The following is an 18,475-nucleotide window of genomic DNA, read 5'->3' as shown; positions in this document are numbered from 1 at the left end:
CGTGCATCATGCTTTTCCTGTCCATCGGCGCAGCAGCAGAGCATTGGCGACGACGCTCACACTCGAAAACGCCATGGCCGCGCCGGCGATCATCGGATTCAGCCAGCCGAGCGCGGCGAGCGGAATGCCGATCAGGTTATAGGCGAACGCCCAGAACAGATTTTGTTGGATTTTGCGGTAGGTGCGGCGTGAGATGTCGATCGCGTCGGCGACCAGTGCGGGATCGCCGCGCATCAGCGTGATGCCGGCCGTGTGCATCGCGACGTCGGTGCCCGTCGCCATCGCGATGCCGACGTCGGCGGCGGCGAGCGCGGGCGCGTCGTTGATGCCGTCGCCGACCATCGCGACCATGCCGCCGTCCGCCTTTTGCTTCATCTGGGCGACGACGCGCGCTTTGTCGTCGGGCAGCACCTGCGCGTGTATTTCGTCGATGCCGAGCGACGCGGCCACGGCCTCGGCGCTGCCGCGATTGTCGCCGGTGACGAGCGCGCTGCGTATGCCGCGCGCCGCCAGCCGCTCGATCGCCGCGCGCGCCTGCGGCTTGACGGTGTCGCCGAATGCGACGAGCGCGAGCGCGGCGCGCGGCGCGTCGATGCGCATCAGCCACGATACGGTATGGCCCGCCGCTTCCAGCGCCGCCGCGCGCTGCGCGATGCCGGCCGGCACGCCGATGCCGAGTTCGTCGCGCCAGCGCGTGCTGCCGAATGCGATCAGTTGCCCGTCGATGTTCGCTTCGACGCCACGCCCCGCAACCGCACGTGGCGCGTGTGCCGGCGCATCCGCGAATGGCGAGCGGCGCGCGGCGGGGTCGGCGGCGAACGCGGCGGCAACGGCCCGCGCGAGCGGATGCGTGCTGTCGCGCTGGACGGCGGCCGTGAGCGCGAGCACATCGGCGCGCGGGATTTCGATCGTCTCGAGCGCCGTGACAGTTGGCCGGCCTTCGGTCAGCGTGCCGGTTTTATCGAACGCGACGATGCGGGTGCGCTGCGCGAGTTCGAGCGCGAGCGCATCCTTGATCAGCACGCCGCGCCGCGCGGCGGCGCCGGTGCCGGCCATGATCGCGGCCGGCGTCGCGAGGCCGAGCGCGCACGGGCACGCGATCACGAGTACCGCCACGGCATTGAGGATCGCCGTCTCGACGCTCGCGCCCGCGGCGAGCCAGCCGGCGAGCGTGACGAGCGCGATCGCGACGATCGCGGGCACGAACACGGCGCTCACGCGATCGACAAGACGCTGGATCGGCGCTTTGCCGGCCTGTGCCGATTCCACGAGCCGGATGATTCGCGCGAGCGCCGTTTCAGCGCCGATCGCGGTTGTCTCGACGGTGAGCGCGCCCTCGCCGTTGATCGAGCCGGCGGTCACGTGCTCGCCCGGATGCTTTGGCACAGGCAGGCTTTCGCCGGTGATCAGCGATTCGTCGACATGGGTGACGCCCGCCGCGATCCGGCCGTCGACCGGGATGCGCTCGCCTGGCCGCACGCGCACGGCCGTGCCGACGCACACTTGCGCGAGCGGGACGTCGCGCTCGACGCCGTGCTCGACGACGCGTGCGCGCTCGGGGCGCAATGCGTCGAGCGCGCGGATCGCGTCGGTGGTTTGCCGCTTCGCGCGTGCTTCGAGCCATTTGCCCAGACGTACGAGCGTGATGATCACGGCGCCCGCCTCGAAGTACAGATGCGCGGGATGGCCGGGTTCGCCGCGCAGCATCAACCAAAGGCTCAGGCCGTATGCGGCTGACGTGCCGAGTGCGACGAGCAGATCCATGTTGCCGGCGCGCGCGATGAGCGCATGCCATGCGGCGCGGTAGAAGCGTGCGCCGAAGCCGAACTGAACGATCGAGGCCAATATGAGCTGCAGCGATGCGGGCAACGCGGCGTCGATGCCGAACGGCGCGACGAGCATCGGCCACACGATCGGGGCGCTCAGCGCGGCGGACGCGATCATCAGCTGGCGCTCGCGCCGGGCTTCGGCGAGCTTGCGCTCGCCGGCGCTCGAATGGGCGGCGGCGGGCGCGGGCGGCGCGATGCTGTCGATTGCCGAAGCGCGGTAGCCGGCGTGGCGCACGGCATCGATGAGCGCGGCGGCGGCGACGCCGGAGGCGGCGTCGACCGTCGCTGTTTCGGTGGCGAGGTTGACCGACGCGCGCACCACGCCGGGAACGCGCGACAGCGCTTTTTCGACGCGTCCGGCGCATGACGCGCAGGTCATGCCGCCGATGTCGAGCGAAACGGTGGTCGCAACCTGCACGGCACGGTGGCTGTCGCCGTGCTCGCTTTCGTCGCCGCGACGGTTTTCTTCGGCGTGCAGGCCGGCTTCACGCCCTTCGGCGGCCGCCGGCGCGAATGTCGCGCGATATCCGGCTGCGCCGAGCGCGTCGAGCAGGCCGGCCGGATCGAGCGCGGGCGTTGTGTCGAGCTTCGCGATGCCGGTGGCAAGATCGACGTGCGCGCGGCTTACGCCCGGCACGCGGGCGAGCGCCTGCTCGACGCGGGTCTTACAGCCGTCGCACGTCATGCCTTCAATGCGCAGCGTCGCCGTGGCCGGGTCGGCGGGAATGGACAGATCAGTCATCTGCGATCCAATTCGATAAGGCGGGCGAGGCCGCCGATGAGTGAAGTATCAACATTCCCATGATAGGAAGGTCAAGCGGATGATGCATCGCCAGCGTTTGCTGCCGCTGCGCGGCGGGTTCGGCGGTGGATGCCTGAAGCAGGAGGCCGCCGCGCGCCGAACGGGATTCACGGGCGCGCACGCCGTGCGCGCGCCGTTCGGCCGCGCGGCTGACGGTTTGGTTACAATCGGCGCGTACTGTGCTGGGCGGGATTGCCGGGGCCGGGCACGTCGCGCGGAACGGCCGCGGCGGCGTCGAGGCGCGTGAAGCGAGGAAAGACGATGTCGACAATACGATGGCGGGCCGTGGCGCTGGGCGCCGCGCTGACACTGAATATTCCGTTTGCGCTTGCCGCGAGCTTCGATTGCGCGCGCGCGTCGAACGCGGCCGAACGTGCGATCTGCGCAAGTCCCGCGCTCGGCGAATTGGATGTGCGGATGGCGACGTACTACGAAATTTTGCAGCGCGCACGTCCGGCCGATGAAGGGATGGCTTACCGCGAGTTTCGCGATGCGTTGCGCGGCGGCCAGCAGAGCTGGCGGCAGCGCGTGCGCGATGCGTGCGGGGGCAGGATCGCCTGTTTGACGGATGCGTACACCGCACGGATCACCGCGTTGCGCGACGTCGCGGACGAGCGGCTCGCGCTGCGTGCTGCGGGCGTGCCCGCAGCGTCCGGCCCGGCGGCGCCGCTATCGGCCGATCCGGCCGGTGCGGTTTACGTGATCGACGGTGAGCCGATCAAACTGACGAACGGCGCGGCGGTGCAGGCGGCCGCGCCGGGTTCCGCGACGCAGCGTGTGACGAAGCTCATCGCGCGCAGCAGCACGGTGACGGTCGCTGGCCGGCCGGTGACGGCCGTGCTGCTCAGCGACGATCCGGGCGGCAGCGGTCAATTTCTGTACGTCGCGGCGGCGCAGCCGGATCGCGGCGGCGCGCCGGCCGTGCTGCTCGGCGACCGGCTGACGCCCGTTGCGGTATCGATAGAGCGTGGTGGCGCGGCGGCGGTGGTCGTTGTCGAATATCTGGACCGGCCGGAAGGCGCATCGTTTGCGCAGAAGCCATCGGTGAAGGTCGTGCGGCGTTTCGGGCTGGACAGCGGGCGGCTTGTCGAACTGCGCGGGTAGCTTGAGGCGGGCAGGCATCGGAACAGCACGCATGCTGCCGATGCTGGCAGACATTGTTTTTGCCGGGGTGACAAGGTTACGATACAGCCGATCCTAAAAATAGCGCTGATCAAGCGTCACCCGGCCGGCATGAACGCTACGAGGACCACACGAGATCACGCGAGCGCCGACCGCCAATCAACGCGCGCGGCTTTGCCGCGCGTTTGCCGTGCCACCGAATGATAAAAATATCGCAAGAAACTGCTGGTTCGTGGCGGCGCGCCTGCGCGCCGCTTGTCGCGCTGACGCTGCTCGCGGGGTGCGCGTCGACGCCGGATGCCATTCAACGCAAGACCGGCTGGATGCGCAGCGAAGTTGTCGATTCTTATATTTACGCTTATCCGCTCGTGTTGATGGACTTTGCCAGGCAAACCGACGCGGCGGACGGCGTGCCGGTCAACACATTGCGCCATGCGCGCGCGCTGCCCGCGCCCGGTGCGCCGAATCCGCCGCTCGCGAGCAGCGACCTGCTGGCTTCGACCGCGTGGCTCGATGTTCGCGACGAGCCCGTCGTCGTCGTGCTGCCGGCTTCGCACGGCCGTTATCTCGACGCGCGCGCGCTCGATATGTGGACCAATGTGCTGTGGTCGACGGCGATGGCCGGTTCGGGCGCGCGCGCGAATGGGCGGCCGGATCGCCCGTCGGCGATCGCGTTCGCGGCGTCCGGCTGGACGGGCAAGCTGCCGGCGGGCGTCGTGCGGGTCGATGCGCCCACGCATGGTGTCTGGCTCGACGTGCGCATCCGCGCGGCGGGCAATCACGATCTGGAAGCCGCCAGGAAACTGCAGCGCGCGATTCGCGTCGTGCCGCTATCGGCCTATATCGGCGCGGCTGGCACGCGAGGCGCGTCGGCCGCGCGCCGCCCGGCGGCTTCGGCCGGCAGCGCGCCGGCGGGGCAGCCGATGGCGAACCCTCAGGCGCCGGCCGGCGCACGGTCTGCGGATCAGCCACGGCCGCTGGCCGAACGTGCGGCAGCGGCCCAATCGGGCACGGCGCAACAATCGCCCACGCTGCAGCCGGCGGCGGGTTTGCCGTCAACAAAAGCGGCGTGGGGTGGCCCGTCTGCGGTGGAGCGCTCGCCAGGCGACGCATCAGCGGCGGCCGCCGCGTCCGATCTCGGGCCGGTGGAGCAGGTCGCGGCGCTCGATCCCAATGCGTTCTTCTCGCGCGCCGCGCGCGCGTTGCGGGACAATCCGCCGCCCGCGGCTGACGCGCATGCGCAGCAAATCCTCGCGGATATCGGCGTGACGGCCGGTGCGCCCGTGCAGTGGCAGGGCGACCGGCTGGCCGCGGCCGAGCGCGGTGTCGCCGAGGCGCGTGTGCGGCTTGCCGCGCCGCCGCCGAACGCGATGACCGCGAACGGTTGGAGCTGGCTTGGCGACGGTGTCGGCAACTATGGCGTCGATTATGCGTTGCGTGCGTATGCCGCGTCGACGCAGTTCGACGCCGCGACGTGCTCCGATGAAGCGGTCGCTGTCGTCAAGACCGACAGCGCGGGCCGGCCGCTGAACGGCGCGTATCGCTACGCGATCCGTTTCGCGGCGGATGCGCTGCCGCCCGTGCGCGCATTCTGGTCGCTTGCGCCGTACATGCCGGACGGCGCGTTGCCCGAGCTGGGCCGCGGCCGCCGTTCGCTTACCGAGCACGACCTGCATCGCGGCCGCGACGGCTCAATCGAGATTGCCGTGTCCGCGACGCCGCCCGGCGGCCGCGCATCGAACTGGCTGCCCGCGCCACGCAGCGATTTCGCGCTTGCGCTGCACCTCTACGCGCCGAAACGTCAAGCCTGCGACGATAGCTGGCGTCCGCCGGCGGTCGTTCGCAAGTGAACGTTTGCACACGTCGCCCGGTCATAAGGCCGCGTGCGACGTGACTGCACGGCAAAACGCGCATGCCTATACTGGCAAAAGCTGTTTCCGTTCCGAATTTTCCCAGCCGCGATGGCGGCATCATGCATTTCATTCATGGCAAGCTTCGACAAAGAACCCGTCCAATCGACCTTGCACAAGCTCGGCGATGCTGCCCGGTCGCGCCGCGCGAAGCGCGCCGGCATTGGCGCGCTGATTTTCGTCATACTATTCGGACTGCTGGGCTTTTTCGCCGCGCCGCCGTTGATCCGGCATATCGCCGAGCAGCAGTTGAGCCAGCAGCTCGAGCGCCCTGCGACGATCGCGCGGATCGCCTTCAATCCTTATACGCTGCGGCTCGAAGCCGGCGGCGTGCGAATCGGCGAGCGCGGCGGGCAGGGCGATTTCATTGACATCGGCACGCTCGTCATGCGCGCGTCGTGGGCGTCAGTCGCGCGCCTTGCGCCGATCGTCGACGAAGTGCGGCTCGATGACCCGCACTTGCGCGTCGTTCGCTATGACGCGCAACGTTTCAATTTCACCGATCTGATCGACAAATTTTCCAAGCCGTCGCCGCAGCCCGACAGCAAGCCGGTGCGGTTTTCCGTCTCGAACATTCAGGTCAACCGCGGGCGGATCGATTTCGACGATCGCCTGCTGAACGAAAAGCACGTCGTCGATCAATGGTCGCTTGGCATTCCGTTCATCGCCACGCTGGCCTCGAAGAGCGACGTCTTCGTCGAGCCGAGGCTGCGCGCGCGCGTCGACGGCAGTCCGTTCGCGATCGACGGTAAGACCAAGCCGTTTGCGCAGTCGCGCGAATCGTCGATCAATCTGAAGTTCGACGGGCTCGATTTGCCGCGGCTGCTGTCGTATGCGCCGGCCAAGCTGCCCGTCGACGTGCGCGCGGGCAAGCTCACGAGCGATGTCAACGTGAATTTCGCGATGTCGGGCGACGCGTCCGTGCTGCGGATATCGGGCACGGCCGATTTGCGCGACGCGCAGGTGACGAGCCAGGCAAACGAGCCGCTTTTCGCCGCGCGCGGCGTGCATGTGGCGGCCGCGCAGCTCGAACCGCTGCGCAACGCGCTGCATTTCGACGAGATCCGGATCGATCAGCCAGTCGTCGCGCTGACGCGCGACAAGGCCGGGATGCTGAACGTGCAGAAGCTGGCGGGCGCGTCGTCGTCGCCGCCGGCGGACGGCGCGGCGGGTTCCGCGAGTGCGGTTTCGGTGCCGGGCGCGGTGCGCGCTGCCGCAACGCCGGCTGCCGTGGCTGCGTCCGCGCCTTCCGCCGTCGCGGCCCGCGCCGCGTCGAGCCCGGTTGCCGCACCCGTGCGGCGCGACGCGCAACCGCTCGATCTGACGATCAAGCGCTTCGCGATCAACGACGGCACGCTGAACGTGGCCGACGCATCGCTCGCGACGCCCGCGGCCTTATCGTTTACGCACGTCGCGGCGACGCTCGCCGATTTCTCGCTCACGGGCCAGGCGCCCGCGCGCTACACGCTCGCGACGGACCTCGCGAGCGGCGGCGCGATCAACGCGCAAGGCGCGTTCAATCTTGCCGCGCGGCAGGCGGACACCAAGCTCGCCATCGATGCGTTCGCCCTGTCGGCCGTGCGCCCGTATTTGGCCGGTGCGACATCCGCACACCTGCTCGACGGCGCGCTCAGCACGACGCTCAACGCGAAGGCGGACTGGTCGAAGACGCCGTTGGACGCGCAAGTGACCGACAGCGAACTTGGCCTGAAATCGCTGAAGATCGCGCTGCCGGATTCGAAGACGCCCGCGATCGTGGTGCCCGATGCACGCGTGAAGGTGACGAAAGTCGATCTGGCGGCGCGCCGTGCCGAGATCGCGAGTGTCGATGCGGCGGGCCTGGCGCTGGACGTCGCGCGGCTGCCGGACGGGCGGATCGATCTGGCGGCGCTCGGCGAATCGCGCGGCAAACCGGCGGACCAAGCACGCACGCACGCGCCATCGTCTCGTGCAGCCGAGCCCGCCTGGCATTACAAGATCGACGAGTTGAACGTGAAGGACGCCAGCGCGAATTTCACCGACCGCTCGACGCCGCGCGCCGTGAAGCTTGCGCTCGCGCCGCTGCAGCTCAACGTGCGGCAGATCAGCGACGATCTGACCCGGCCACTGCCCGTCAAGCTCACGGCGACGCTCAATCGCAAGGGCTCGCTCGACGTATCGGGCGACGTGACGGCGACGCCGCTGAAGGTTGGCCTAAAGCTGAACGGCAACCGGCTCGACGCGGCCGCATTCGAGCCGTATTTCGGCAGCATGCTGAACGCGACAATCGCGAGCGCGCTGCTGAACGCGAAGGGTGATCTCGAATTCGAGCAGACGAAGCAGGCCGCGCGCGCGTCGTATCGCGGCGATGCGGCGCTCGTCGACGTGCGTTTGCTCGACAAGGCGACGTCCGATCCGTTTGCCGGCTGGCGCTCGCTCGCGCTCACGAATCTGAAGGCGAATTACGACGGCGTGCGGGGCACGGACGTCGATGCGGCGCGCGTGACGTTCTCGAATTTCTACGGGCGCGTGCTGCTCGACGCGCAGGGCAAGCTGAATTTGCGGCAGGTCGTGGCGCAGGAAACCGGCCCAGCGAAGTCGCTCACGCGCGATGCGAGCGGCAAGGAGCCGGTGCCGCTGTCGCCGCAGGCCGTATCGGGGGCGGCTGCCGCCGGCGAGCGGGCGGCAGGCGGGGCGGCAAGCGCGCATGCAGGGACGGCCGCCTCCGATGTGGCGGCGCACGCGTCGAACGCGGCTACGTTGACGCAGGCGGCCCCGGCCGCTGCCGAATCGTCCGCGGCCGCGTCCGAATCCGCCGCCGCACCGGCGGGCGCGTCCGCTCCCGTGATCGTGAAAGCGGCCGCGCCGCCGGCGCATCCGGTGCGGCTGCATTTCGGCCAACTGCTGCTGCAAAAAGGCCGCGTCACGTATACCGACAACTTCATCAAGCCGAACTACTCGGCGAATCTCGTCGCGATCAACGGCACGGTCGGCGCGTTCGGCACCGACTCCACCACGGCCGCGCCCGTCAACATCGACGCGAAACTGGCCGCCAACGGGCCGATCGCGATCAAGGGCACGGTCAATCCGCTGATCGAGAAGCCCGCGCTCGACTTGACGGCGACCGCGCACGATATCGAGCTGACGAACCTCACGCCATACTCGGCGAAGTATGCGGGTTATCCGATCACGAAAGGCAAGCTGAACGTGGATCTGAGCTACAAGCTCGACAACGACCAACTCACCGCGAACAATCACATCTTCATCGATCAACTGACGTTCGGCGACCACATCGATAACGACACCGCGACGAAGCTGCCGGTGCGGCTTGCGATTTCGCTGTTGAAGAACTCGCAAGGCCAAATCGACGTGAATATTCCGGTGTCCGGATCATTGTCGAACCCGGAGTTCAGTATCGGCGGGCTGATCTGGCGCGCGGTGCTGAACCTGATCGCGAAGGCCGTCACGTCGCCGTTCACGCTGCTTGCGCATGCGTTCGGCAGCGGCAGCGAGGAACTCGGTTACGTCGAGTTCGAGCCGGGTTACGCGAAACTGTCCGACGCGGACCAGAAGAAGCTCGACACGATCTCGAAGATGCTTGCCGACAAGCCGTCGATCCGGCTCGACCTGATCGGCCGCGTCGATCCCGATAAGGATTTGCCCGGCCTGCGCGATGCGTATGTCGAGCGGCTCGTCAAACAGCAGAAGCTCAAGGACGTAATCGGGCAAGGCGAAAGCGTCGATCCGGTCACCGTGAAAGTCGAGCCGGCCGAATACTCGAAGTACCTGACGAAAGCGTACAAGGCCGCCGATTTCAAGAAGCCGCGCAATATGATTGGTTTGACGAAGACGCTGCCCGACGCCGACATGAAGAAGGCGCTCGCGGAGCACGCGCCGCTCGATGAATCGGCGCTGCTCGCGCTTGCGCAGAACCGCGCGCAGGCGGTGCGTCGATATTTGGACGGCAAGGTCGATGCGAACCGAATCTTCATCGTCGCGCCGAAGCTCGACGCGAAAGGCATCGACGACAAGGGCGCGACAACGCGCGTCGACTTCGGGCTGAAGTGACGCAGGCGGCCTCGAATGGCGGCACTGACGCGGCCGGGCGGCCCGGCGGCGCGTCGCGCGCGCTGCCGCGTCAGCGTACTGCGCCGGCCGGTTCGCGCTTGTCGAGTTCCTTACGCGCGGCGATCGGAATGCGCGGATCGTCCCATTCGCTCAACCATGCGATTTCCTTCGCGCTGAACACCTGCCCGTAATTGCGCAACGTGTATTGCAGCGAGTCGATGATGTGGTGGCGAATGATGTCGGGGGTGCGCTCGTCGTCGAGCACGCAGCGTAATGCTTCCAGCGTGGCCATCGTAGTGCTCCGGATCGTGATGGCCCGTTATCGCACGTCAATAGTCTTTCGCCAACTTGGAAAAAAAGCGCTTGCGTGCGCGGCAGATGCGCACATCGAGCGATCGGCAAGCCAAACGGCGGGAATGCCTTGCAAACGGATCGAAGGTGCGGCGCGTGTGTTGGGGCCACTTGCAGAAGCGACGGTGGGGGATCATGCGGGCCGCGGATCGACTCGATCAGCGGGAATTCGCGGTGCTTGCCGGCCTGGTGCGCTCGGGCGGCGCGCCGATCAATGCGCTGAGCCTCGCCGCTGCGTCCGCCGGTTCCACCGGGTTGTAGACCGCCATGCTGAGATCCGGCCGGCCGTCCACCGCGAAGACGGAGTACTCGAACCCAATCGGGCCGAGCACCGGGTGCCGCACGCGCTTGACGGCTTCTCCATGCGCTTCGCTGATGTGATGGTCGCGCCACATCGCGTCGAACTCTGGGCTGAGCCGGCAAAGCTCGTCGACGAGCGGCTCGACGTTCGCCGCCGCACCCGCGCGCGCCGCGTCGACCCTGAATGCGCCCACTACGAACCGCGCCGCGTTGGCCCAATCCTGATGCACGGTGCGCACACGCGGATCGAGGAACACGATGCGCAGGATATTGCGTTGCTCCGGCGGAAGCGCGCCATAGTCGGTCAGCATGATGGTCGCCGCACGGTTCCATGCGACAACGTCCCACGTTGCCGTCCGGATGAGCGCCGGGCTCGGGTCCAGCGCGTCGAGTACGCGTTGCAGCCGCGGCGTGACGCCTTCGTTCTTCTGATAGCGCACTTCGGGCGGATGGCCGAGGCCGAGCACGAACAGATGTTCGCGCTCGAAGTCGGTCAGCATGAGGGCGCCGGCGATTCGGTCGAGCACGTCCGCCGATGGCGCGCCGCCGCGCCCCTGCTCCAGCCACGTGTACCAGGTCGGGCTGATATGCGCGCGCTGCGCCACTTCCTCGCGGCGCAGGCCGGGCGTGCGGCGACGCTCGGACGGAAAGCCGAACGCGGCCGGATCGAGCTTCATCCGGCGGGTTCTCAAATAGGTTCCCAGCGGATTGCCCGATGAATCGCGCTTAACCATCCTGCTGTCCTGTTAATGATCATAATATGATGACGTCACTACTTTACCAGGATAACGCGTGGATCGATCATAGCCTGCATTACATACCTGCGGAGAAATGCGATGCGTGTATTCGTCACAGGCGCGACCGGCTGGGTCGGCTCGGCCGTCGTCAAGGAACTGATCGAAGCCGGCCATCAGGTGCTTGGCTTGGCCCGTTCGGATCAAGGGGCCGACGCTTTGGCGGCGGCGGGGGCTGAGGTCCAGCGCGGCTCGCTCGAAGATCTGGACAGCATCAGGCGAGGCGCGGAACAATCGGACGGGGTGATCCATACCGCCTTCAATCACGATTTCTCGAAATTCGCCGAGAATGCGGCGCACGAGCTGCGCGTGATCGACACGATCGGCGCCGCGCTCGAAGGCTCCGAACGTGCATTCGTGGCGACGTCGGGCATCGCGCTGCTCGCGCCCGGCGGCATGGCGACGGAGCAGACGCCGGCCCGCGAGCCGTCCACATCGTTTCCGCGCAACCCGGAGGGCGCGATTGCGCGGCTGAGCGCGCGGGGCGTGCGTGCGACAGTGGTGCGGCTTCCACCGTCGGTGCATGGTCATGGCGACCGTGGCTTCATTCCGCGCATCGTCGGTCTGGCGCGCGACAAGGGCGTATCTCCTTACATCGGTGACGGTCTCAACCGCTGGCCGGCGGTGCACCGCGTCGATGCCGCCCGTGTGTTCCGGCTGGCTTTCGAGCATCGCGCGGAACAGGGGCCGTTCCATGCGGTTGCCGATGAGGGCGTGCCTTTCAAGGCGATTGCCGAGGTGATCGGGCGGCGCTTGGATGTGCCGGTCGTGTCGCTGCCGCCGCAAGAGGCGCACGCGCATTTTGGCTGGCTTGCCGCGTTCGTGGGCACGGATTGTCCGGCCACGAGCGAGCGGACGCGGGCCGCGCTGGGCTGGCAGCCGCAGCAGCCCGGGCTCATCGCCGATATCGATCATCCGGCTTATATGGGGCGATAGTCCCGGTCTTCTTGACCGGCTCGATGGTGACGGCCGCGATTTCAATTGCTGTACGGCCGGTTCGTTGCCGGGCGTGAGGTGGATGGGCAGACGGGGCGTGCGAAACACACGAAACACCAAAAACGCCCGGCGAACCGGGCGCGCGCACAATGCCGGTTCGTTGCCGGGATGCGCGCGGCTTCGCGCATCGGCAGCGCCGGTGGCGCGCCGAAGGCCGCGCGGCGCGCACCTGCCTGCGGCGCTTGCTGGGCGCCGACGCTTACATGGCCGCTTCGAAAATAGCGATGACCTGGGCCACGCTTGCCTTGCGCGGATTCGTCAGCATGCAAGCATCCTTCTGCGCGTTGTGCGCCATCACTTCGTGATCGTCGGCTTTGACGCCGAGGCCGGCCAGGCCCGACGGAATGCCGATCGACGCGGACAGGCTCCGGATGGCCGCGATAGCGGCCCGGGCAGCTTCGGTGGTGCTCAACCCCGGCGTGCTCGCGCCGAGCAGCGAAGCGATGGCGGCAAAGCGCTCGGGCGCGGCGATGAGATTGAACTCGCACACGTGCGGCAGCAAGATCGCATTGCACACGCCATGCGGTAAGTTGTAGAAGCCGCCGAGCTGATGCGCCATCGCATGCACATAGCCGAGCGACGCATTGTTGAACGCCATGCCGGCGAGATATTGCGCGTAGCACATCGCCGCGCGTGCCTCCATCGATTCGCCGTTCGCGACAGCCTTCGGCAGCCACTGGCCGATCAGCGCGATCGCCTTTTCGGCACAGGCGTCGGTGATCGGCGTCGCCGCGGTGGACACGTAGGCTTCCACCGCATGCGTCAACGCGTCCATGCCGGTCGCGGCGGTCAACGCCGGCGGCATCGCCACCATCAGGCGCGGATCGTCGATTGCGACGAGCGGCGTGGAGCGCCAGTCGACAATGGCCATCTTCACGTGGTTGCTGGAATTCGTGATGATGCAAAAGCGCGTCATCTCCGCCGCGGTGCCGGCCGTCGTATTGATCGAAATCAGCGGCGTCATCGGCACGCTGGAGCGGTCGATGCCCTCGTAATCGCGGATATGGCCGCCGCCGGCGCTTACGAGCCCGATGCCTTTTGCGCAGTCGTGAGACGAGCCGCCGCCGAGCGACACGATGAAATCGCACCCGTGCTGCTCGAACAGCGCGACGCCGTCGTGAACGTTGAGATCGGTCGGATTGGGTTCGGCGCCCGCGAAGATCGTCGCTTGAAGGCCGGCTTCGCGCAGGTAGCCCGCGATGATTTCCGACAACCCCATCTTGTGCAGGCCCGCGTCAGTGACGATCAGGACTTTTTTCGCGCCGAGCGATTTGGCGCGCGTTCCGGTTTCCCGCGCGCAGCCTGGGCCGATGAGGGTGACGCAGGGCATGAAAAAGCTGTCAGTGCGCTCAGCGATGTTCAGGTAGCTCATGTCGTCTCCTTGGTCATGGTGGGTTCGCGTGCAGCACCCGCTTGCGGACGCATGAACCGTACCAATGCCTGCACGCCGATGTCCCGGCCGCTGCATGAGCGCTGCATGGCCGCTATTGGCCGATCAGAGCGCGCTGATTGTTCAGCTTTGAATCAATCAATGTGTGGAGTTTTGGAGCGGTCGGAACGATCGTTGGACGGCCGCTCGAAGGCGACCGGGCGGCGCCGGCTTCGCTGGCGCGCGGACTGGGGCGTGCCGACGGCCGCGTGCGCGGCGCGCCGGATGGGCCGTTGTGCTTGCAGCGGCGGCGCGCCGCGCCGTTCTACGGCGCGTGAATGCACCGATGAGCGCTGCGCTGCCGCCGGACGGGTGTCCCGGCCGCGCATCCCGGCAAGCGCATGTGCCGGCGCGCGTGCGATGCGCAAATCGCATGTCGTGCCGCCGGCGCGAACGCCGTGGTCTCGTCGGGCCTATTCGGCGGTTTCGTCGAGACCGCGCTGCAGCAGCTCGGTCAGCAGTCCGGTCATCCCCTCCGGATGCGATGCGGCGCGCTCGGTCAGACGCGCGACAAGCTCGATGTTGAGCTTGCACGCGAACGGCACGATTCCTTGCGCCTGGTCGAGCCTGCGCCGTTCGCGGCGATCGGGCGCCGACGCTTCGGAGCCCTTGCCGAAGCGCGCGGATGCCGACTGTTTCATCGCATGCGTCAGTTTCAACGCCTTATTCTTTTCGAGATCGGTTTTCTTCATTGCCATCGCATTCATCTCCCGCCGTTTTGCTGAAAGGACCGGATTGTACGCGTGCGATTGCCGATACAATGCGGCAGCACGTCCGACCGACTTCCCGATTCATGAGCCATCCTCCCCGAGCGTTTCTGCTGGGCCCTCTGCTGAAGGGCGTTTCCCGTTCGTTCTATCTGACGCTGCGCGTGTTGCCCGCCGGGATGCGCGACCCGATCGGCCTGGCTTACCTGCTCGCGCGCGCGGCCGATACGATCGCCGATACGTCGCTGATCGCACCCGCGCAGCGGCTCGAATTGCTGTTGTCGCTGCGCGCGCAGGTGCGCGGCACGCCCGATGCGCATGCGCTGGCGCGAATTGCCGGCGAGGTGGCAGGGCAGCAGGCCGCGTCGGACGAAAAGACGCTGCTCGAATCGCTCGGTCCGGCGCTGGCGGTGTTGTCGCAATTGAGCGCATCCGATCGCGATGCGGTGCGAGATGTCGTGACGACGTTGACCGAAGGAATGGAATTCGACCTGCGCACGTTTCCCGACGAGCATTCGGGCCGTGTTGCCGCGTTGCCGGCGTGGCCGGCGCTCGATCGCTATACCTACCTGGTTGCCGGTTGCGTCGGCGAATTCTGGACGAAGATGACATGCGCGCACTTACCCGGCTTGCTCGCCGAGCCGGCCGGCACGATGGCCGAGCGTGGCATCCGCTTCGGCAAGGCGCTGCAATTGACCAACGTGCTGCGCGATTGCGGCAAGGATTTGCGTATCGGCCGCTGCTATTTGCCGCAAACGATGCTCGATGATCTCGGGCTGCGCGTCGAGGATCTGTTGCGCCCGGATGCGTCGCTGCGCGCGCGGCCGCTGCTCGACGCGCTCGTGCGCACGACGCTGGAGCATTTCCGCGCGGGCATCGACTACACGTTCGCGATCGCGCGCCGTGCGCCGCGCTTGCGGCTGGCTTGTCTGTGGCCGATCGTCATCGGGTTGAAGACGCTTGCGTTGCTGGCATCGAACGATGCGTGGCTCGATCCCGCGCACGCGTCGAAGGTTCGGCGCGGCGATGTGTACCGGATCGTCGCCCGTTCGATTCCGCTCGCGATGTCGAACCGGATGCTGCGCGCGTGGCTCGATGGGTTGATCGCCGATGTCGACGCGCGGCTCGCGGCGCGGTGACGGATGGCGGGGGCGGGATGAGGGCTTCCATGGCGCCCGCGTGACGGCGGCATATCGCGTGGCCATGGGCTGCGCGCTACGCAGAGGGCGGGCAAGCCGCCTATCGCTATCGCACTTGAACCGCGCTTGAAAACCGCGCTTTCGCCGCCACCTGCAGGCAGGCCGTTTCCGGCCCGCCTGCACTTCGGAAGAGGAAAAATCGATGCGCCTTCTACTCGCGTTGCTGCTGCCCTGGCTGCAATTTTTCACGATTGGCCGCCCGTTCGCGGGCATCATCTGCCTGATTCTGCAAATCACGCTGATCGGCTGGTTGCCGGCCGCCATCTGGTCCGTGTACGCGCTCAGTCAGTACAACACGGATAAGAAGATCGAACAGGCATTCGGCCGGCGCACATGACGCTCGAGCGGCGCGCGCGTGCGCGGCGCGCCGCTTGCCGGATCATTTGACAGCGAACAGCGTCAGGTTCATGAACAGCTTGAACGCATAGCCGAGCGTTACCGCGCCGGCCACGCCGCCGAGCCACAGCACAGCGAACCATAGCCAGCCCGGCAGCCGCGCGCCGCGCACGGCGGCAGCGCGCGTATCAGTGGTGGTAGTAATGCTGGTCTTCATGACGCACCTTGCCGCGAAATACCCAGTAACCCATGGTCGTGTACGCGATGATGATCGGCAGGATCACGGCTGCGCCGACGAGCGTGAACATCTGGCTCGAGCGCGGCGCCGCGGCTTCCCATAAAGTCAGGCTTTGCGGAATCGCATACGGCCAGATGCTGACGAGCAGTCCGGCGTAGCCGAGCAGCACGAGCGCGAGCGCGATCACGAACGGCATCGTGTCGTGCCGTTCGCGAACCGCGCGGCGCATCCACAGCGCGCATCCGGCAACCAGGAACGGCACCGGCAACAGCCGCCAGAGCAGGCCCGAGGTGAACCAGCGCTGGGCGATGTTGGCATCCTGCAGCGGCGTCCAAAGGCTCACGATCGCGATGAAACCGAGCAGCACGACGGTAAGCGGCCACACGACGCGATGCAGCCGCCGCTGTAAATCGCCTTCGGTTTTCGCGACGAGCCAGCAGCAGCCGAGCAGCGCGTAGGTCGCGACGAGACCGAGGCCTGTCAGCAGGCTGAACGGCGTGAGCCAGCCGAATGCGTCACCGGCGAAATGGCCGTTGCCGTTGACGGGAATGCCTTGCAGGAACGCGCCGAGCGCGACGCCCTGAAAAAACGTCGCGCCCGTCGAGCCGCCGATGAACGCGAGATCCCACAGATGCTTGGTGCGCCGCGCCTTCGCGCGAATCTCGAACGATACGCCGCGGAAAATCAGGCACACGAGCATGAAGATAAGCGGCAGATACAGCGCCGACAACACGGTCGAATAAACGATCGGAAACACGGCGAACAGGCCCGCTCCGCCGAGCACGAGCCAGGTTTCATTGCCGTCCCACACGGGGGCGACGGTGCTCATCATCAGGTCGCGCTCGCTTTCGGCGGGGAAGAACGGAAATACGATGCCGATGCCCAGATCGAAACCGTCGAGCACGACATACATGAACAGCCCGAGCGCGATGATCGCAGCCCAGATTACGGTGACATCCATGATTTGACCTCGTTGATGGGGCGCGCCGGCTTTACGCGGCGTCGATCAATTGACGCGCGGCCGACAGTGGGCGGCGCGCGGTTTGGTCCGGGCGCTGCGGCTGTGTGTCCGGTGCTTCGTCGGGCAGCGCAGGCCCCTTCTTCATCAGCTTCAGCATGTAGTAGACGCCGGTGCCGAACACGAGGAAGTAGACCACCACGAACGTCATCAGCGATACGCTGACTTGCTGTGCCGACAGCGGCGACACCGCCTGCGACGTGCGCATCACGCCATAGACGACCCACGGCTGGCGGCCCGCCTCGGTCGTCACCCAGCCGGCGAGCAGCGAGATGAAGCCGCTCGGCCCCATCGCGAGCGCGAGCTTGTGAAACCATTTCGCTTCGTAGAGCCGGCCGCGGCGGCGCAGCAGCCATGCAAGCACGGCGACGCCGATCATCGCGAAGCCGAGCCCCACCATGATGCGAAAGCTCCAGAACACCACAGTCGAATTCGGCCGGTCCTCGGGCGGGAACGACTTCAGCCCGCGAATTTCGCCGTCCCAGCTATGCGTGAGGATCAGGCTGCCCAGATGCGGAATTTGCAGCGCGTAGCGCGTGGTTTGCGCGTCCATGTCGGGGATGCCGAACAGATTGAGCGGTGTGCCACCCTTTTCGGTATCCCACAGGCCCTCGATTGCCGCGATCTTCGCGGGCTGGTGGCGTAGCGTGTTGATGCCGTGCTGGTCGCCGACGACCGCTTGCAGCGGCGCGAGCACGAGCAGCAGCCACAGCGCCATCGAGAACATCTTCTTGACGGCCTTGTCGCGGCGGCCCTTCAGCAGATGCCATGCGCCGACCGCCGCCACCACGAGCGCGGCAACGATGAACGCCGCCAGCGCCATATGCGCGAGCCGGTAAGGGAACGACGGGTTGAACACGATCTTGAACCAGTCGGTCGGCACGATGCGGCCGTCGACGATCTCGAAACCTTGCGGCGTTTGCATCCAGCTATTGGACGCGAGAATCCAGAATGTCGAAATCAGCGTGCCGAGCGCGACCATCAGCGTCGCACCGAAGTGCGCGCGCGGGCTCACGCGATTCCAGCCGAACAGCATGATGCCGAGGAAGCCTGCTTCGAGAAAGAACGCGGTCATCACTTCGTACATCAGCAGCGGGCCGGTGACGGAGCCGGCGAAGCTGGAGAAGCCGGACCAGTTCGTGCCGAACTGATAGCTCATCACGACGCCCGACACAACGCCCATGCCGAACGCGACGGCGAAAATCTTCGACCAGAACAGACAGAGATGCTTGTAATACGCTTTGCCGGTTTTGAGCCACCGGTATTCGAGCACTGCGATGAAACTCGCGAGCCCGATGCTCAGCGCCGGAAAAACGATATGGAAGGAGACAGTGAATGCGAACTGCACGCGGGCCAGATCGAGGGCCGAAAGAGCGGTTTCCATGCGAGTAGACCGT

14 protein-coding genes are annotated in these 18,475 nt (G+C 66.9%); 6 read left to right on the top strand and 8 right to left on the bottom strand.

What is annotated here, in order from left to right; all coding sequences use genetic code 11:
• Positions 1-6 precede the first annotated feature (6 nt).
• Positions 7-2,571, bottom strand: coding sequence for a heavy metal translocating P-type ATPase (locus WS68_RS12490; protein WP_059571111.1), 2,565 nt, complete (start codon positions 2,569-2,571; stop codon positions 7-9).
• A 321-nt stretch (positions 2,572-2,892) separates the two neighbouring features.
• On the opposite strand from WS68_RS12490, the gene WS68_RS12480 reads away from it, so the two are divergent.
• The 3 genes from WS68_RS12480 (at position 2,893) to WS68_RS12470 (ending at position 9,710) form a co-directional block, all read left to right on the top strand.
• Positions 2,893-3,735 carry a lysozyme inhibitor LprI family protein gene (locus WS68_RS12480; protein ID WP_059571243.1) on the top strand — a complete coding sequence of 281 codons (843 nt, stop codon included), beginning with the start codon at positions 2,893-2,895 and terminating at the stop codon, positions 3,733-3,735.
• 218 nt (positions 3,736-3,953) lie between these two features.
• On the top strand, positions 3,954-5,603 hold the full coding sequence (locus WS68_RS12475; RefSeq protein WP_059571109.1) for a DUF1254 domain-containing protein: 1,650 nt from the start codon (positions 3,954-3,956) through the stop codon (positions 5,601-5,603).
• A 135-nt stretch (positions 5,604-5,738) separates the two neighbouring features.
• Positions 5,739-9,710: a DUF748 domain-containing protein gene (locus WS68_RS12470; RefSeq protein ID WP_059571108.1), complete on the top strand. Its 3,972-nt coding sequence runs from the start codon at positions 5,739-5,741 to the stop codon at positions 9,708-9,710.
• Between the two features lie 70 nt (positions 9,711-9,780).
• Here WS68_RS12470 and WS68_RS12465 read toward each other — a convergent pair whose 3' ends face one another.
• Together WS68_RS12465 and WS68_RS12460 are read right to left on the bottom strand one after the other, a co-directional pair.
• Entirely contained in the window at positions 9,781-10,002 is a 222-nt protein-coding gene (locus WS68_RS12465; protein ID WP_059571107.1) for a hypothetical protein, read from the bottom strand.
• Between the two features lie 217 nt (positions 10,003-10,219).
• A complete protein-coding gene (locus WS68_RS12460) occupies positions 10,220-11,095 on the bottom strand; it encodes a helix-turn-helix transcriptional regulator (RefSeq protein WP_059571106.1) in 876 nt (291 codons plus the stop codon).
• A 102-nt stretch (positions 11,096-11,197) separates the two neighbouring features.
• On the opposite strand from WS68_RS12460, the gene WS68_RS12455 reads away from it, so the two are divergent.
• Positions 11,198-12,091: an SDR family oxidoreductase gene (locus WS68_RS12455; protein ID WP_059571105.1), complete on the top strand. Its 894-nt coding sequence runs from the start codon at positions 11,198-11,200 to the stop codon at positions 12,089-12,091.
• A gap of 259 nt (positions 12,092-12,350) precedes the next feature.
• Here WS68_RS12455 and mdh read toward each other — a convergent pair whose 3' ends face one another.
• Positions 12,351-13,523, bottom strand: coding sequence for an iron-dependent methanol dehydrogenase (gene mdh, locus WS68_RS12450; RefSeq protein ID WP_059571104.1), 1,173 nt, complete (start codon positions 13,521-13,523; stop codon positions 12,351-12,353).
• A 470-nt stretch (positions 13,524-13,993) separates the two neighbouring features.
• The gene (locus WS68_RS12440; RefSeq protein WP_059571102.1) at positions 13,994-14,287 is read right to left on the bottom strand and encodes a hypothetical protein; all 294 of its coding nucleotides are present in this window, start codon (positions 14,285-14,287) and stop codon (positions 13,994-13,996) included.
• A gap of 86 nt (positions 14,288-14,373) precedes the next feature.
• Between WS68_RS12440 and WS68_RS12435 the strand changes: the two genes are divergently transcribed.
• Positions 14,374-15,426: a phytoene/squalene synthase family protein gene (locus tag WS68_RS12435; RefSeq protein ID WP_059571101.1), complete on the top strand. Its 1,053-nt coding sequence runs from the start codon at positions 14,374-14,376 to the stop codon at positions 15,424-15,426.
• Between the two features lie 202 nt (positions 15,427-15,628).
• A complete protein-coding gene (locus tag WS68_RS12430; RefSeq protein WP_059571100.1) occupies positions 15,629-15,823 on the top strand; it encodes a YqaE/Pmp3 family membrane protein in 195 nt (64 codons plus the stop codon).
• A 42-nt stretch (positions 15,824-15,865) separates the two neighbouring features.
• Here the strand turns inward: WS68_RS12430 and WS68_RS26150 are convergent, their stop codons facing one another.
• From WS68_RS26150 to WS68_RS12420, 3 genes are read right to left on the bottom strand one after another with little or no spacing between them, the layout of a single operon-like run.
• A complete protein-coding gene (locus WS68_RS26150; protein ID WP_082709994.1) occupies positions 15,866-16,039 on the bottom strand; it encodes a hypothetical protein in 174 nt (57 codons plus the stop codon).
• Positions 16,011-17,021 (bottom strand): cytochrome d ubiquinol oxidase subunit II, encoded by a 1,011-nt coding sequence (gene cydB / locus WS68_RS12425; protein ID WP_059571099.1) that lies wholly within the window; start codon positions 17,019-17,021, stop codon positions 16,011-16,013. Before cydB ends, WS68_RS26150 begins: the two co-directional genes overlap by 29 nt.
• 31 nt (positions 17,022-17,052) lie before the next feature.
• Positions 17,053-18,462, bottom strand: a complete 1,410-nt coding sequence (locus WS68_RS12420) for a cytochrome ubiquinol oxidase subunit I (RefSeq protein WP_059571098.1) — start codon at positions 18,460-18,462, stop codon at positions 17,053-17,055.
• Positions 18,463-18,475: the final 13 nt, after the last annotated feature.

Origin of the sequence: Burkholderia sp. TSV86, from assembly GCF_001522865.1 — a bacterium.
Taxonomy (GTDB): Bacteria; Pseudomonadota; Gammaproteobacteria; order Burkholderiales; family Burkholderiaceae; genus Burkholderia.
The sequence above is the reverse complement of the archived record's forward strand: the minus strand, read 5'-3'. Positions and strand labels throughout refer to the sequence as shown.